16 protein-coding genes are annotated in these 16,164 nt (G+C 73.3%); 11 read left to right on the top strand and 5 right to left on the bottom strand.

The genetic code is table 11. The features are described from left to right. Positions 1–49: 49 nt before the first annotated feature. The 3 genes from AB0I06_RS20875 to AB0I06_RS20865 form a co-directional block, all read right to left on the bottom strand. Positions 50–724: a gamma-glutamyl-gamma-aminobutyrate hydrolase family protein gene (locus tag AB0I06_RS20875; protein ID WP_363120454.1), complete on the bottom strand. Its 675-nt coding sequence runs from the start codon at positions 722–724 to the stop codon at positions 50–52. Between the two features lie 37 nt (positions 725–761). Further along, complete coding sequence (eat, locus tag AB0I06_RS20870) at positions 762–2,207, bottom strand: ethanolamine permease (protein ID WP_363120304.1); 1,446 nt, start codon at positions 2,205–2,207, stop codon at positions 762–764. Between the two features lie 152 nt (positions 2,208–2,359). Beyond that, on the bottom strand, positions 2,360–3,097 hold the full coding sequence (locus tag AB0I06_RS20865) for an FCD domain-containing protein (protein ID WP_363120303.1): 738 nt from the start codon (positions 3,095–3,097) through the stop codon (positions 2,360–2,362). A 98-nt stretch (positions 3,098–3,195) separates the two neighbouring features. Between AB0I06_RS20865 and AB0I06_RS20860 the strand changes: the two genes are divergently transcribed. The 4 genes from AB0I06_RS20860 to AB0I06_RS20845 are packed head-to-tail and all read left to right on the top strand — an operon-like array spanning position 3,196 to position 7,669. After that, positions 3,196–4,560, top strand: coding sequence for a glutamine synthetase family protein (locus AB0I06_RS20860; protein ID WP_363120302.1), 1,365 nt, complete (start codon positions 3,196–3,198; stop codon positions 4,558–4,560). Between the two features lie 8 nt (positions 4,561–4,568). Further along, positions 4,569–5,942 carry an aldehyde dehydrogenase family protein gene (locus tag AB0I06_RS20855; RefSeq protein ID WP_363120301.1) on the top strand — a complete coding sequence of 458 codons (1,374 nt, stop codon included), beginning with the start codon at positions 4,569–4,571 and terminating at the stop codon, positions 5,940–5,942. Then, positions 5,939–6,724, top strand: a complete 786-nt coding sequence (locus tag AB0I06_RS20850) for a 3-oxoacyl-ACP reductase (protein WP_363120300.1) — start codon at positions 5,939–5,941, stop codon at positions 6,722–6,724. Before AB0I06_RS20855 ends, AB0I06_RS20850 begins: the two co-directional genes overlap by 4 nt. Positions 6,725–6,772: 48 nt before the next feature. Further along, entirely contained in the window at positions 6,773–7,669 is an 897-nt protein-coding gene (locus AB0I06_RS20845; protein ID WP_363120453.1) for a DUF2510 domain-containing protein, read from the top strand. A 12-nt stretch (positions 7,670–7,681) separates the two neighbouring features. Here the strand turns inward: AB0I06_RS20845 and AB0I06_RS20840 are convergent, their stop codons facing one another. Further along, entirely contained in the window at positions 7,682–8,884 is a 1,203-nt protein-coding gene (locus AB0I06_RS20840) for an amino acid deaminase/aldolase (RefSeq protein WP_363120299.1), read from the bottom strand. Positions 8,885–10,144: 1,260 nt separating this feature from the next. Here AB0I06_RS20840 and AB0I06_RS20835 point away from each other — a divergent pair. From AB0I06_RS20835 to AB0I06_RS20825, 3 genes are read left to right on the top strand one after another with little or no spacing between them, the layout of a single operon-like run. After that, positions 10,145–11,038, top strand: coding sequence for a hypothetical protein (locus AB0I06_RS20835; protein WP_363120298.1), 894 nt, complete (start codon positions 10,145–10,147; stop codon positions 11,036–11,038). Then, positions 11,035–12,237 (top strand): type VII secretion-associated serine protease mycosin, encoded by a 1,203-nt coding sequence (gene mycP / locus AB0I06_RS20830; protein WP_363120297.1) that lies wholly within the window; start codon positions 11,035–11,037, stop codon positions 12,235–12,237. The genes AB0I06_RS20835 and mycP overlap by 4 nt, the downstream gene beginning before the upstream one ends. 42 nt (positions 12,238–12,279) lie before the next feature. Next, positions 12,280–13,008: an SseB family protein gene (locus AB0I06_RS20825; protein ID WP_363120296.1), complete on the top strand. Its 729-nt coding sequence runs from the start codon at positions 12,280–12,282 to the stop codon at positions 13,006–13,008. Between the two features lie 7 nt (positions 13,009–13,015). Here the strand turns inward: AB0I06_RS20825 and AB0I06_RS20820 are convergent, their stop codons facing one another. Then, positions 13,016–13,372, bottom strand: coding sequence for a DUF1844 domain-containing protein (locus AB0I06_RS20820; protein ID WP_363120295.1), 357 nt, complete (start codon positions 13,370–13,372; stop codon positions 13,016–13,018). Between the two features lie 396 nt (positions 13,373–13,768). On the opposite strand from AB0I06_RS20820, the gene infC reads away from it, so the two are divergent. The 4 genes from infC (at position 13,769) to AB0I06_RS20800 (ending at position 16,141) form a co-directional block, all read left to right on the top strand. Further along, a complete protein-coding gene (infC, locus tag AB0I06_RS20815; RefSeq protein ID WP_363120452.1) occupies positions 13,769–14,407 on the top strand; it encodes a translation initiation factor IF-3 in 639 nt (212 codons plus the stop codon). Between the two features lie 107 nt (positions 14,408–14,514). After that, positions 14,515–14,709 carry a 50S ribosomal protein L35 gene (gene rpmI / locus AB0I06_RS20810; protein ID WP_003977225.1) on the top strand — a complete coding sequence of 65 codons (195 nt, stop codon included), beginning with the start codon at positions 14,515–14,517 and terminating at the stop codon, positions 14,707–14,709. Between the two features lie 98 nt (positions 14,710–14,807). Then, a complete protein-coding gene (gene rplT / locus AB0I06_RS20805) occupies positions 14,808–15,191 on the top strand; it encodes a 50S ribosomal protein L20 (RefSeq protein ID WP_363120294.1) in 384 nt (127 codons plus the stop codon). Between the two features lie 86 nt (positions 15,192–15,277). Further along, complete coding sequence (locus tag AB0I06_RS20800) at positions 15,278–16,141, top strand: RNA methyltransferase (RefSeq protein WP_363120293.1); 864 nt, start codon at positions 15,278–15,280, stop codon at positions 16,139–16,141. Positions 16,142–16,164: the final 23 nt, after the last annotated feature.

Genomic DNA, 16,164 nt, shown 5'->3' with positions numbered 1-16,164 from the left:
GCCCCGGCAGCCGGGCGTGAGCCAGGGGCCCGGGGGAGCCCCTGGTCGTTCAGCCCTTCGCCGCCGCCTCCACCAGTGCCCCCATCACCCGTGCGTCCTCGCCCATCTCCGGGTGCCACTGCACGCCCAGGACCCAGTCGGCCGAGGACAGTTCCAGCGCCTCCACCGTCCCGTCCGCCGCGTACGCCGAGGGGACGAGGCCCTTGCCCAGACGGTCCACCGCCTGGTGGTGGTACGTCGGCACGAACGTCTCCTCCGGCACGACACCGGCGTACAGACTGCCCGGCACCGGCTTCACGGTGTGCCCGCCGAAGACGCCGACGGCCTCGGCGTGCCCGTCGATGTGCTGCACGAGCGTCCCCCCGAGCGCGACGTTCAGCAGCTGCATGCCCCGGCAGATCCCCAGCAGCGGCACCCCGGCCGCCAGCGCCGCATCGATCAGTGCCAGTTCCCACGCGTCCCGCTCCGGCGCCGGCGGTCCCGTCCGCGGCTCGCGCTGGGCTCCGTAGCGCGCCGGTTCCACGTCCGGCCCGCCCGCGACGACCAGCCCGTCCAAGCGGGCCACGGCCTCCGCCGCGTGCCGCGGGTCGTCCGGCGGCAGCATCGCGGCGAGACCGCCCGCCCGCTGGACCAGCCGGGGGTAGCCGACCGGGAGCAGGGCGGCCTCCAGCTCCCAGACGCCCCAGCGCGCACCCGGCTCCAGATAGGTGCTGACACCGATCAACGGCCTGCCCACGACGACTCCCTCACCACTCGACGGATCAGTCCCGTGCCAACTCTGCCTCGGCCGCCGCCAGCGCCGCGAACTCCTCCTCCGGCGCCTTCGCCACCAGATGCTTGCGGCTGTACAGCCCGAAGTACCCGACGGCCACCGCGTACACCGCCAGCGCGATCAACGCCGCCGTCACGTCCACCAGGAACGTCGCGACCAGCGCCGCGCACGCCAGCACCAGGGCCACCGAGGACGTCAGCACCCCGCCCGGTGTGCGGTACGGGCGCTCCAGCTCCGGCTCCCGGCGGCGCAGCACGATGTGCGACAGGGACATCAGCGCGTAGGAGATGGTCGCGCCGAAGACGGCGATGTTCAGCATCCGCGCGCCGTTGCCGGAGACCGCAGCCAGCAGGAAGCCGATCGTGCCGGGCACCAGCAGACCCAGGTACGGCGCCTTGCGGCGGCTGGTGAGGGACAGGAAGCGGGGCAGATAGCCGGCGCGGGACAGCGCGAACAGCTGGCGCGAGCCCGCGTAGATCAGGGAGAAGAAGGACGCCACGAGACCGGCCAGGCCCGCGTAGTTCACGATGCGGCTGAGGGTCGTCGCCTCGCCGTCCGGCTGGAGCGCCTCGACCAGCGGGTTGCCCGCCTCCTGGACGGCGGCGGAGCCGCGGGCACCGGCGGCGGCGAAGAAGGTGACCACCGCGAGCACCACCAGGATGCCCATCGACCAGCGGATCGCCTTCGGCAGGGTGCGGGCCGGGTCCCTGGTCTCCTCGGCGGCCAGCGGCACGCCCTCGACGCCGAGGAAGAACCACATGCCGAAGGGGAACGCCGCCCAGATCCCGAGCAGCCCGAACGGCAGCCAGGAGCTCGACCCGGCGGCGGAGGCGTCGACCGGGATGTCGTCCAGGGACGCCAGGGAGAAGTCGGGCAGTGCCGCCAGCGCGAACACGATCAGGGCCACCACGGCGATGCCGGTCACGACGAAGCTGAACCGCAGCGCCTCGCCGACGCCCCACAGGTGGATGCCGAGGAAGACGGCGAAGCAGACCAGGTACACCGGCCAGCCGGACTCCAGGCCGAACAGGCCGAGCGACTCGACGTAGTCACCGATGAAGATGACGATGGCGGCGGGCGCGAGAACGTACTCGATCAGGATCGCCGTGCCGGTCAGGAAGCCGCCCCACGGGCCGAGCGCCCGCCGGGCGAAGCCGTAGCCGCCGCCCGCCGTGGGCAGGATCGAGGACAGCTCGGCGAGCGCGAAGACCATGCAGGTGTACATCGCGCCCATGAGCACCATGGCGATCGCCAGGCCCCCGAAGCCGCCCTCGGCGAGGCCGAAGTTCCAGCCGGAGTAGTCGCCGGAGACGACGTAGGCGACGCCGAGGCCGGTCAGCAGCACCCAGCCGGCGCTGCCGCGGCGCAGTGTTCTGCGTTCCAGATACTCGTCGCCCTCCGGGGCGGCGGGTGTGGCGGTGGGTTCCTGGGGCATGGGCAGACTCCCGACGGGGCGGCGGCGGTCACGGGATCGAGCGGGCTCCGACTCAATGGAATGGAGCCATACCTTTGCGGGCCGACCCGGGGATGGCAAGACCCGTGCGTTAATCGCCCGTAAATCCTCACCGTGCGCCGACCCGGCCCGGCTCAGCCGAGGAAACCCCGCAGCAGCGCCGCCGTGCCCCCGCAGTGCTCGCGCATGATCTCCCGCGCCTGGTCGGCATCGCCCTCGATCACCGCCTCCACCAGGGCCGTGTGCTGCCGCTGGGAGTGCTCCAGATTGCGGACCAGCAGCGGGATGCAGTCGAGCAGGTCGTTGACCCTCGCGCGGACGGCCGCGTACTGCGCGGTGAGCGTGGCGGAGCCGGACAGCTCGGCGAGCGTGAGGTGCAGCAGCGTGTCCAGGCGGCGGTACTCGGCGAGCGGCGCGTCGTGTGTACGGGCCAGCGCCTGCCGGAGCCGCTCCGCCTGCTTCTCCTCCAGCCCGTGTGCCGCGCACAGCCCGGCCGCGCCCACCTCCAGCACCTCCCGGAACCGCAGCACGTCCTCTATGTCGACCTCGGCGACCCGCCGCCGCAGCTCGTCTTCACCGACCGCGTCCGTGCGCGGCAGCACGAAGGTGCCGCCGTACCGGCCGCGCCGCGACTCGACCAGACCCTGGTCCTGGAGCACCTTCAGCACCTCGCGCAGGGTCACCCGGCTGATCCCCAGCCGCTCCGCCAGCTCCCGCTCGGCCGGCAGCCGCTCGCCCCCCGGCACCAGACCCAGCCGTACGACCTGGAGGATCTGCTCCAGGGCCTCCTCGAAGCCGTTGCCCGCGCGCACCGGCCGCAGCACCGGCGTCAGCCCGTCCCGCACCCCGGCGCCGCCGTCTTCCTCCGGCATGTGGCCGTACCCCCTTCCCAAGCAAAGGTTCTCCGCAATACCTTATGGCTCCCAGCGGATCCAAGGCAGCGGATCCAAGGAGCCTAGGAGGCCTTCCCGTGGCAGACCGCACAGCTCCGCTGAGCGTCGAGGAACTGCACACCCTCGTCGCCGGCGGTGAGATCGACACTGTCGTCCTGGCCTTCCCCGACATGCAAGGGCGGCTCCAGGGCAAGCGGTTCGCCGCACGCTTCTTCCTCGACGAGGTCCTCCACCACGGCACCGAGGGCTGCAACTACCTGCTCGCCGTCGACACCGAGATGAACACCGTCGACGGCTACGCCATGTCCTCCTGGGACCGCGGCTACGGCGACTTCGCCATGCACCCCGACCTCACCACCCTGCGCCGGGTCCCCTGGAACGCGGGCACGGCCATGCTCCACGCCGACCTCGCCTGGAGCGACGGCTCCCCGGTCGTCGCCGCCCCCCGCCAGATCCTGCGCCGCCAGCTGGAGCGCCTGGCCGAACTCGGCTACACCGCGCAGGTCGGCACCGAGCTGGAGTTCATCGTCTTCAAGGACACCTACGAGCAGGCCTGGGACGCCGGCTACAAGGGCCTCACCCCGGCCAACCAGTACAACATCGACTACTCCGTGCTCGGCACCGGCCGTATCGAGCCCCTGCTGCGCCGCATCCGCAACGAGATGGCGGGCGCCGGTCTCACGGTCGAGTCCGCCAAGGGCGAGTGCAACCCCGGCCAGCACGAGATCGCCTTCCGCTACGACGAGGCCCTGGTCACCTGCGACCAGCACTCGGTCTACAAGACCGGCGCCAAGGAGATCGCCGCCCAGGAGGGCATGTCGATCACCTTCATGGCCAAGTACAACGAGCGCGAGGGCAATTCCTGCCACATCCACCTCTCGCTCGCCGACGCCGACGGGACCAACGCCATGGCCGGGGACGGCGAAGGCGGCATGTCGGACGTCATGCGCCACTTCCTCGCCGGCCAGCTCGCCGCCCTGCGCGAGTTCTCCCTGCTCTACGCGCCCAACATCAACTCCTACAAGCGGTTCCAGCCCGGCTCCTTCGCCCCGACCGCCGTCGCCTGGGGCCACGACAACCGCACCTGCGCGCTGCGCGTCGTCGGCCACGGCCGCTCGATGCGCTTCGAGAACCGTCTGCCCGGCGGTGACGTCAACCCCTACCTGGCCGTCGCCGGGCTGGTCGCGGCCGGACTGCACGGCATCGAGCAGAAGCTCGAACTGCCCGAGCCCTGCCCCGGCAACGCCTACGCCGCCGACCTCGACCACGTCCCCACCACCCTGCGCGAGGCCGCCGAGCTCTGGGAGAACAGCTCCATCGCCCGGGCCGCCTTCGGCGACGAGGTCGTCGCGCACTACCGCAACATGGCCCGCGTCGAACTGGACGCGTACGACGCCGCGGTGACCGACTGGGAGCTGCGCCGCTCCTTCGAACGCATGTGAGGTCCTTCTTGTCTTCCGAGCACCTTCTGGAAGTACTGAACCCCGCCACCGAGGAGGTCGTCGCCGCCGTCGCCGGTGCGAGCCCGGCCGACGTCGACACGGCCGTCACCTGGGCCGCCAGGGCCCAGCGGACCTGGGCCGCCCTGCCCCCCGCGGACCGCGCCCGGCTGCTGCGCCGCTTCGCCGCCACCGTCGACGAGCACCTGGAGGAACTGGCCCGCCTGGAGGTCCGTGAGGCCGGTCACCTCATCGGCAACGCCCGCTGGGAGGCCGGCAACGTCCGCGACCTGCTGGACTACGCGGCCGGGGGAGTGGAACGGCTCACCGGCCGGCAGATCCCGGTCCCCGGCGGCCTGAACGTCACGATCCTCGAACCGCTCGGCGTCGTCGGTGTGATCGCCCCCTGGAACTTCCCCCTGCCCATCGCCGCCTGGGGCACCGCCCCGGCACTCGCGGCCGGCAACGCGGTCATCCTCAAGCCCGCCGAGACCACCCCGCTCACCGCGCTGCGCCTGGCCGAACTCGCCCTGGAGGCGGGGCTTCCCGAACACCTCTTCCAGGTGCTGCCGGGCCGCGGCGACATCACCGGCGACGCCCTGGTCCGGCACCCCGGGGTCGCCAAGATCGTCTTCACCGGCTCCACCCGCACCGGCACGCGCGTCGCCGCACTCGGCGCCGAGCAGGTCAAGCCCGTCACCCTCGAACTCGGCGGCAAGAGCCCCAACATCGTCTTCGCCGACGCCGACCTCAAGACGGCCGTCGACCCCTTCTCCTTCCTCGACAACTCCGGCCAGGACTGCTGCGCCCGCACCCGGATCCTGGTGCAGGAACCGGTCTACGACGAGGTCCGCGAACTGCTCGCCGAGGCGCTGTCCGCCGTGGTGGTGGGCGACCCGGCCGACGACAAGACCCAGATGGGCCCGCTGATCTCCCGGCAGCAGCTCGACCGCGTCCGGGCCTTCGTGCCCGACGACGCCCCGGCCCTGCGCGGCAGTGCCCCCGAGGGCCCCGGCTTCTGGTTCCCGCCGACCGTCCTCACCGGTGAGAGCCCCGCCTCGGCCGCCGCCTGCGAGGAGATCTTCGGCCCCGTCGCCGTCCTGCTGCCCTTCACCGACGAGCAGGACGCGATCCGCCTCGCCAACGCCACCCCCTACGGCCTCTCCGGCTCCATCTGGACCCGGGACGTCGGCCGTGCCCTGCGCGTCTCCCAGGCTGTCCGCGCCGGCAACCTGTCCGTCAACTCCCACTCCAGCGTCCGCTACTGGACCCCGTTCGGCGGCTACAAGCAGTCCGGCGTCGGCCGCGAACTCGGCCCCGACGCCCTGACCGCCTTCACCGAAACCAAGAACGTCTTCATCAGCACGGAGGGCCCCGCACAGTGACTGCCCAGGAGAACATCTGCCGCCGCCTGGTCGGCCGTACCGCCGTCGTCACCGGAGCGGGCAGCGGTATCGGCCTCGCCGCCGCCCGCCGCCTCGCCTCCGAGGGCGCCCACGTCGTCTGCGGCGACGTCGACGAGGCCCGCGGCAAGGCCGCCGCCGAGGAGACCGGCGGCACCTTCGTGAAGGTCGACGTCACCGACCCCGAGCAGGTCGAGGCCCTCTTCAAGACCGCCCACGACACCTACGGCAGTGTCGACATCGCCTTCAACAACGCCGGCATCTCCCCGCCCGACGACGACTCCATCCTGGAGACCGGCCTGGAGGCCTGGAAGCGGGTCCAGGAGGTCAACCTCACCTCCGTCTACCTGTGCTGCAAGGCCGCCATCCCCTACATGCGGCGCCAGGGCAAGGGCTCGATCATCAACACGGCCTCGTTCGTGGCCAGGATGGGCGCGGCGACCTCCCAGATCTCCTACACGGCCTCCAAGGGCGGCGTCCTCGCCATGTCCCGTGAACTGGGCGTGCAGTTCGCCCGCGAGGGCATCCGCGTCAACGCCCTGTGCCCCGGCCCGGTCAACACCCCTCTGCTCCAGGAACTGTTTGCCAAGGACCCGGAGCGGGCCGCGCGCCGCCTGGTGCACATCCCGCTGGGCCGGTTCGCCGAGGCCGAGGAGATCGCCGCCGCCGTGGCCTTCCTCGCCAGCGACGACTCCTCGTTCGTCAACGCCACCGACTTCCTGGTCGACGGCGGGATCGCGGGGGCGTACGTCACACCCCTGTAGACGAGCGTCCGGACGGTCCGGGACGCGCCCTACAGTGCCGGGATGAGCATGACGCCGCCGCCCGGCTGGTATCCCGACCCGCACGCCCCGCACCTGCGACGCTGGTGGGACGGCACGGCCTGGACCGAGCACCGCCGTGTGCCCGAGGCCCCCGCCGCCCCGCCGCCGGGCGGCGGCACGGGCCGGACGAAGGCGGTCGCCCTGACCGCCGCCGGCGCCGTCCTGCTCGGGGCGATCGTCACCGCGGCCGTCGCCCTCGACGGGGGCGACGGCCGCGGCACACGGACCAGGACGGCGCCCTCGTCCCCGTCCCCCGCCCCCACCACGGCGGAGCCGGCCCCCGGGGCGTCCGCCTCCGAGCCGTCCGCCGACGCCCCCGCGATCGTCGAGGACCAGCTCAACGGCATCACGTTCCCCCTGCTCGACGGCTGGGTCCGCCCCCGGTACGTCACCCAGGACGACGTCGTCATGACGACCGACGGCACCTACGACTGCCCCGGCGGCGTGGGCCTGTGCCGCCACGGCACGGTCTTCTCCCGCACGGTGACCGCGAACGACGAGAAGTCCCCCGAGGCCCTCGCCCAGGCGGACATCTCCGAGGCCGCCGACGAGGCCTACGACCGCGACCGGCTCGGCCGCGAGCTCTACGGCGGCCTGGAGTCGCACCAGGTCGTGAAGTCCGGGCCGGTCGCGGTGGCGGGCCGCGCCGGGTACCTCGTGCGCTGGCGCGTCAGGACCGCCAAGGGCCCCGGCGGCTACGTCCAGTCGCTCGTCTTCCCCTCCAGCGTCGGCACCGAGTCGCCGGTCCTCGTCCGGTACGTCTTCGACGCGGGCGAGGAGGGGCCGCCGCTCGCCGGCATGGACCGCCTCACCAAGGGCATCCGCCCGTTCGGCGACGCGTACACCGGCGGCGGCGTCGGCAGCAGCATCGGCCCGACGGACTGACGCCCCCAGGCCCTACAGGAACGTGTGGCCCTCGCCGCGGTAGGTCGGCACGGTCGCCGTCACCGCGTCGCCCTCGATCAGGTGCAGCCGGTCGAACCGCTCGCACAGCTCACCGGCCTTCGCGTGCCGGAACCACACCTTGTCGCCGATCAGCAGGTCGTCGGCGGGCGAGCCGAGCAGCGGCGTCTGCACCTCACCGGCCCCCTCCTGAGGGTCGTAGCGCAGCCCCTCGGGCAGATACGGCACGGGCGACCGGTCGGGTCCGGCCGCGCCCGAGGCGGGATACCCACCGCCCAGGACCGTCACCACTCCGACCCCCGGCCGCCGCACCACCGGCTGGGCGAAGAGGGCCGACGGACGGCCGCTGAACGACGTGTAGTTGTCGAACAGGCGCGGCACGTACAGCCCCGACCCGGCGGCGATCTCCGTGACCGCGTCCTCGGCCGCCGTGTGCTGCACCGAGCCGGTGCCGCCGCCGTTGACGAACTCCAGGTCCGGCACGACGGCCCGTACCGCGCGCACCACCTCCGCGCGCCGCTCGGCGAGTTCACGCCGGGCGGCGGCCTGCATCAGCCGGATGGCCCGCGAGCGCAGCGGACGCCCGGCCACCGCGTCCCCGACACCGGCGACATGGCCCTCATACGCCATGATCCCCACGATGTCGAAGCCGGGCCGCCGGGCCACGGCCCGGGCCACGTCGGCGACCTGGGCGGGGGAGTGCAGCGGCGAACGCCGGGCCCCCACCCGCACCCGCCCGCCGAGCAACCTCAGCGAGGTGTCCAACTCCAGGCACACCCGCACCACTTCACGCCCGCCGCCCCGGGAGGCGTCGATCAGATCCAGCTGGGCGACATCGTCGACCATGACGGTCACGGCGGCGGCGAGCTTGGGATCCCCCGCGAGTTCGGCGTACGCCGCACGGTCGGCGGACGGATAGGCGAGCAGCACGTCCTCGAACCCCGACCGGGCCAGCCACAGCGACTCGGCGAGGGTGAACGACATGATCCCGGCGAAGCCGTCCCGGGCCAGGACGCGTTCCAGCAGGGCCCGGCAGCGCACGGACTTGCTGGCGACCCGGACGGGTTTGCCCCCGGCGCGGCGCACCAGGTCGGCGGCGTTGGCGTCGAAGGCCTCCAGGTCCACGATCGCGAGAGGGGCGTCGAGATGGGCGGTGGCCCGGTCGTAACGGGCCCGGTCGGCGGCGCGCGCAGTCATGGACGCAGCCTGCCAGACTGGATTACCGCAGGGTAGGGGGACGTTCCGGGCAGATGCCCCGGCCTCGTGGACTGGTTCCCGTTCGCCCAGGAACAAGCCGTAGAGTGACGCGCACGTACGGCGGACGACGCCGGCCGGGAATCCGCGCCGGGATGACGCTCCGTCCGTACGGGTATGTGTGCCCGGGACGATTCCGTACCGGGCCTCGTGCGGGCGACACCGGCCCGCGCGAGACGAGCGGCCCGGGCACGAGGAAACGGGGGGTGCATGAGCACGGAAGCGCAGCGCGCCTCCTTCCCCCCACGCCCCGCCACCCCACCACGCCCGTCACACCCCCCGGCCGCGCCGGAGGCCCCGTCACCGGCACCGGCACCGCAGGAGCGGACCACCCCGGACACGCGCTCCGGTCCCGCGCCGCGACCGGGAGCCACCCCGCCGAGGACGGACGGCCCGTCCCCCTCCGAGGCATCGCCCGGCCGCCCCCGCTTCCCGACCCTCGGCACCGCCGCAGCGGCCCGGGGCACCGATTCCGCCGCACCGCCCCCGCCGCGCCCCTCCAGCCGCTTCCCCGACACGCCGCCCAGCGTCGGCCGGGAACGACGCACCGACTCCGGGGCACCGGACACCCCTCCGCGGCCCCGCCACCTCCCCGCTCCGGACGCTTCAGGACGGGCGGAGGGAACCTCGCCCGAGACGCCCGGCAGGCCGTTCCGCCTGCGCGCGCCCGGCCGGGCGGACGCCCCGGCCGGATCGCCCCCGGACACGTCCGGCCGGCCGTTCCGCCTCCCCGCGCCCCGCCGCACCGGCGCCCCCGGCGAGCAGGCGTCCGAGACGACCGCCCCGCGACGCCCTGCCGCCGCGGAACCGACAGTGGCCCACCCGACCGAGAACTCCGACCGCCCTGCCACACAGAGGGCGACGGCGACCCGCCCAGGTACCCCGCCGCGCCCCGCGCACGAGCCGTCGGCCCCGACCGGCAGGGCCGTTGGGCGTGGTCCGGGTCTGTCGGAGGGTGATTCCTTCGCCGGTCCCGCCGCGCAGAGGGCGACGGCGGCCCGCCCAGGCACCCCGCCACGTCCCGCACACGAGCCGTCGGCCCCGACCGGCAGGGCCGTTGGGCGTGGTCCGGGTCTGTCGGAGGGTGATTCCTTCGCCGGTCCCGCCGCGCAGAGGGCGACGGCGGCCCGCCCCGGCACCCCGCCACGCCCCGCGCACGAGCCGTCGGCCCCGACCGGCAGGGCCGTAGGGCACGGTCAGCCGATGGCCTCCACCGCACCGGTCCGCAACCCCGCCCCCGTCACCCCCGACCCCGCCCTCTCCTGGAGCGCCACGCGGCCCTTCGTGTCGTTCGGCGAGCCCGAGGGCTACGACGGCGATGCCCGGCCCCGGCCGCTCCGCGGACGTGGGGTGTCACAGGCCGCGGCGGCGGCCGCCTGCCTCGTGCTCGGGCTGGGCCTCATCTCGGGCGCCGTCACCGGCAGCTGGCTCGTGGGCGGCTCCGGGGACGACGGCGCGCCCAGCACCTTCGCCGCCGCCGGGAGCCTCTGGCACAGCGTCCCGGTCGACCAGCTGTTCCCGCCCACCGTGCAGGGCCAGGGCGCCGGACCCGGCGGCGCCGACCGCACCTGGACCCGCGTCGCCGTCGCCCCGGACAGCGGCTGCAAGGACGCCTTCGACCCGCTGCTGCGCAAGGCCCTCGCCCCGGTCGGCTGCGAACGCCTCCTGCGCGCCACCTACACCGACGCCACCGAGAGCTACGTGACCACCGTCGGTCTGCTCTTCACCACGGCCGACGCCCCGGGCATGACCGCCCTCGCGAACCGTTTCCGCAACGAGCGCCTCGACCGCCGCAGCGACCTGATGCCGCTGCCGTACGCCGCCGAGGGCACGCCCGCCGCCGGCTTCGGCGCCCGGCAGCGCGCCGCCTGGACCGTCTCCGTGCTCACCGAGGCCCCCGTCGTCGTCTACGCCGTCTCCGGATGGGCCGACGGCCGCGGCGTCGACGACCCGCAGCCGGCCGGGGACGCCATGGAGGCCGGTGCCACCACCGCCGCCGCCCAGGCCGGCCTCGGCAACGAGGCGAAGGGCCTGGCGGACCGTGTGGAACGCGACTTCCGCAGAAACGTCCGCTCGGCCTCGGAGCAGCCGTCGTGAAGCACACCCGGCCCGGGAAACCCGCGCACAGGCCGTCCCGGAGGGCCGCCGCCCTCGGCGCCCTGCTCACCGCGAGCCTGGTCCTCCTGCCCACCGCCACCGCGCACGCCGACGGCATCCGCGCCCAGCAGTGGGCCCTGGAGGCCATGCACACCGAACAGGCCTGGCAGACCACGAAGGGCCGGGGCGTCACCGTCGCCGTGCTGGACACCGGCGTCGAGGCCGACCACCCCGACCTGGCCGGCAACGTCCTGCCCGGCAAGGACCTGATCCGCTTCGGCGCCGAGCCGGGCGACCGCGCCTGGGCCCGCCACGGCACCGCCATGGCCGGGATCATCGCCGGCCACGGACACGGCCCGGGCAACGCCGACGGCATCCTCGGCATCGCCCCCGAGGCGAAGATCCTCCCGGTCCGCGTGATCCTGGAGGACGGCGACCCCTCCCGGGCCAAGGCCCGCAGCACCCGTGGCAACGCCCTCGCCGAGGGCATCCGCTGGGCCGCCGACCACGGCGCCGACGTCATCAACCTCTCCCTGGGCGACGACTCCGCGTCCGCGCACCCGGAACCCGCCGAGGACCAGGCCGTCCAGTACGCCCTGAAGAAGGGGGTGGTCGTCGTCGCCTCCGCGGGCAACGGCGGCGAGAAGGGCGACCACATCTCCTACCCGGCCGCCTACCCGGGCGTCATAGCGGCCACGGCCGTCGACCGCGCAGGCACCCGGGCCTCCTTCTCCACCCGCCGCTGGTACGCCACGGTCAGCGCCCCCGGCGTCGACGTCGTCATCGCCGACCCCGACCACAAGTACTACGAGGGCTGGGGCACCAGCGCCGCCGCCGCCTTCGTCTCCGGCGCCGCCGCCCTGGTCAAGGCCGCCCACCCCGGTCTGGCGCCGGCCCAGATCAAGTCCCTCCTTGAGGACACCGCCCGCAACGCCCCTGCGGGAGGCCGTGACGACTCCCGCGGCTTCGGCTTCATCGACCCGGCCGCCGCCATCGAGGCCGCGGGCCGACTGAAGCCGGAGGGCCTGCATTCGGCGTCCTACGGCGCGCGGTACTTCGGCAGCGGCCCGGACGACGCCGCCTCCGGCGACGGCACCGCCGACTGGGCCGCCCCCCTCGCGGGCGGCGCCGGCGGCGTCCTGCTGGTCACGGCGGTCGTGCTGTGGCGCGGCCGTCGTACGAGCCGCGAGGACTACTGAGCCGCTGCGGGCGGCACGGCGGCCGGCCGATAGGGTCGACGGGTGGCGAACAAGAACATCCCGGACCCCGGCTTCTCCGACGACGACGGCTCCGCCGACCCCCGCCTGAGCGCGGCGCTCGCCGCCTGGTCCGCCGACCGCGGCGCGCTGGGTCCGGTCCTCGACGCCCTCAAGGGCGCCCGGCTGCTCGTGCCCGTCGTGGCCGTGCTCGGCGAGGTCGAGGAGGACGAGCGGGGACTGCGCCGCGAGAAGACCAGCGACATGGCCGTACCGACCCTGAAGGCCGGGAACCGCACCGCCCTGCCCGCCTTCACGTCCACGGAGTCCCTCGCCCGCTGGGACCCGGCCGCCCGCCCCGTCGCCGTACCTCTGCACCAGGCCCTCCAGGCCGCCGCGCACGAGAAGGCGGACACGATCGTGCTCGACCTGGCCGGGCCGGTGCCCTTCGAACTGACGGGTCCCGCCCTGCTGGCCCTCGCCGAGGGCCGCGCCACCACGGACCCGCTCGCCGACCCGGCCGTCGTCGAGGCCGTTCGTGCCGCCGTGGCCGCCGAGCCCGCCGTCCTGCGCGCCCACCTCGGCCCCGGCCGGGCCGACGGCACCCTCGCCCTGGTCGTCGACCCCTCCGCGGCCCCCGCCGAGGCCGCCCGGTCCGTGGCCCGGCGGATCGCCGCCGACGAAACGCTGAGGGCCCGCCTGGTGCGCGGCCTCGACCTGGCACTGCTGCCGGCCGAGGCGACGCCACCGGGCGAGCCCCTGTTCGTACGCTGAGGCCGGGCTAGCCGTAGACCGGGCCCGTGTACTTCTCGCCCGGTCCCTTGCCCGGCTCGTCCGGGACGAGGGAGGCCTCGCGGAACGCCAGCTGGAGCGACTTCAGGCCGTCGCGCAGGGGAGCCGCGTGGAAGGAGCTGATCTCGGTCGCGGTCGCGTCCAGCAGACCGGCCAGGGCGTGCACCAGCTTGCGGGCCTCGTCCAGGTCCTTGTGCTTCTCGCCCTCCTCGGTCAGACCGAGCTTCACCGCGGCGGCGCTCATCAGGTTGACGGCGACCGTCACGATCACCTCGACCGCCGGGACCTCGGCGATGTCGCGGGTCATGGCGTCGAAGTCGGGGGACTCAGGAGGGGTCTCACTCATGCCCCACACGATAGGCGCAGGCAGCGGGTGATCCCCACGTGCCCCCGGCACGCCCCCGTTCGCCCTTCCTGGCTCATGCTGGTAATCTCGTGTAACGACCGGTCGGACACGTGTGCCTCACAGCCCGCGAGCCCGACCCACAAGTGGAGGCTTTCGAACTCCCACCCGATCGCCCTCAGGGCGGCGGGTCACCGGTCAGGCGGTCCCGTCCCCCGTGGCGGCGTTCCGTCCGAAAGCGTGCCCCGCGGCTTCCCGCGGCGGTGCTCCGGTAGTTCGAGGAGCCTCGCCTGGGATCGTCCGGGGCATTTTTGTTGCCTCGGCGCGGTTAGGTCTATCGAACACAGACGTTACGCGGCCGTCCGCCAGACTGCCGCGTGGTGCTACCGAGGAGGATCCATCAGCGCCGAGCCCCGCATCAACGACCGGATTCGCGTTCCAGAGGTGCGACTTGTCGGTCCCAGTGGCGAGCAGGTGGGCATCGTCCCGCTGGCCAAGGCACTGGAGCTTGCGCAGGAGTACGACCTGGACCTGGTCGAGGTGGCGGCGACCGCCCGTCCGCCTGTGTGCAAGCTCATGGACTACGGGAAGTTCAAGTACGAGTCGGCCATGAAGGCCCGTGAGGCGCGCAAGAACCAGGCGCACACGGTCATCAAGGAGATGAAGCTCCGGCCGAAGATCGACCCGCACGACTATGACACCAAGAAGGGTCACGTCGTTCGGTTCCTCAAGCAGGGCGACAAGGTCAAGATCACGATCATGTTCCGTGGTCGCGAGCAGTCCCGGCCCGAGCTGGGCTACCGGCTGCTGCAGCGTCTCGCGGAAGACGTGGCCGACCTCGGGTTCGTGGAGTCGAACCCGAAGCAGGACGGCCGCAACATGATCATGGTTCTCGGTCCGCACAAGAAGAAGACCGAGGCGATGGCCGAGGCCCGCCAGGCGCAGGAAGCCCGCAAGGCGGAAGCGAAGGCCAACCCCGGCAAGTCGCAGAACGCCGCGGAGACCGAGGCGCCGGCTGAGGAGCCCGCCGAGGCGTGACTCCCGGGACACCAGTCCCAGGAAGCAACCGAAACAAGACGACGCTCCACCGTGCCCGGTTTCACGACCGGGCACCGGAGCGCCACCGACGAGGAGAGAACGGCGCTATGCCGAAGAACAAGTCGCACAGCGGTGCCAGCAAGCGCTTCAAGATCACCGGCTCCGGCAAGGTGCTCCGTGAGCGTGCCGGCAAGCGCCACCTGCTCGAGCACAAGTCGTCCCGCGTGACGCGTCGCCTCACCGGCAACGCCGAGATGGCCCCGGGCGACGCCGCGAAGATCAAGAAGCTTCTCGGCAAGTGACGTCCGGGCGCGTGAGCGCCGGACGTACGCCAGACCGGGACCCAATCGATTTCGGGTCGTGTGAGCACCCCCACGACCCCGCTACAAGGAGTTAACAAGTGGCACGCGTCAAGCGGGCAGTCAACGCCCACAAGAAGCGCCGGGCGATCCTCGAGGCGGCCTCCGGCTACCGCGGTCAGCGTTCGCGCCTGTACCGCAAGGCCAAGGAGCAGGTCACCCACTCGCTGGTCTACAACTACAACGACCGCAAGAAGCGCAAGGGCGACTTCCGGCAGCTGTGGATCCAGCGCATCAACGCCGCCGCCCGCGCCAACGGCATGACCTACAACCGCTTCATCCAGGGTCTGAAGGCCGCCAACGTCGAGGTCGACCGCAAGATCCTGGCCGAGCTGGCCGTCAACGACGCCGGCGCGTTCGCCGCGCTCGTCGAGGTCGCCCAGAAGGCGCTGCCGAGCGACGTGAACGCGCCGAAGGCTGCGTGACACCGGCTCGAGCCGATGTGACTGAAGGACCCGCAGGCCGGACGGTCTGCGGGTCCTGCTGTGCAGCTACCGAGAAAGCGAACCGGATGCCTCCCGCCACCCCCGAGCTCATCTCCCCCCGCTCCCCCCGCGTCCTGGCCGCGCGTCGCCTGGCCAAGCGGAACTTCCGGGGCAAGGATCGGTTGTTCCTCGCGGAAGGGCCGCAGGCCGTCCGGGAGGCGGCCGGGCACCGGACCGGAGGCGCGGCCACGCTCGTGGAGCTGTTCACCACGCTGGAGGCCGCCGAGCGCCACTCCGACATCGTCGGGGCGGCCCGGGACGCCGGAGCCCGGGTGCACCTCGCCGCCGAGCAGGTCATCGCCGACATCTCCACCACCGTCACCCCGCAGGGACTCGTCGGTGTCTGCCGGTTCCTCGACACACCCTTCGAGGACGTTCTCGCGGCCCGCCCCCGGCTGGTCGCGCTGCTCGCCAACGTCCGCGACCCCGGCAACGCCGGGACCGTGCTGCGCTGCGCCGACGCCGCCGGAGCCGAGGCCGTCGTCCTGACCGACGCCTCCGTCGACGTGTACAACCCCAAGGCCGTCCGCGCCTCCGTCGGCTCCCTCTTCCACCTGCCGGTCGCCGTCGGCGTCCCCGTGGAACGCGCCGTCGAGGCGCTGCGGGGCACCGGTGTCCGGGTCCTGGCCGCCGACGGGGCGGGCGACCGCGACCTCGACGACGAGCTCGACAAGGGCACCATGGGCGGGCCGACCGCCTGGGTCTTCGGCAACGAGGCGTGGGGCCTGCCGGAGGAGACCCGAGCCCTCACGGACGCCGTCGTGCGCGTCCCGATCCACGGGAAGGCCGAGAGCCTGAACCTCGCCACCGCCGCCGCCGTATGTCTCTATGCGTCGGCGCGTGCACAGCGCGCCTCCGGAGGGTGCCGCTCCGTCACCGGGAACCAGTAGGGTGACCAGCTCGGGGACCCCTC

Origin of the sequence: Streptomyces sp. NPDC050674 (genome assembly GCF_040654575.1) — a bacterium.
GTDB lineage: Bacteria > Actinomycetota > Actinomycetes > Streptomycetales > Streptomycetaceae > Streptomyces.
The sequence above is the reverse complement of the archived record's forward strand: the minus strand, read 5'-3'. Positions and strand labels throughout refer to the sequence as shown.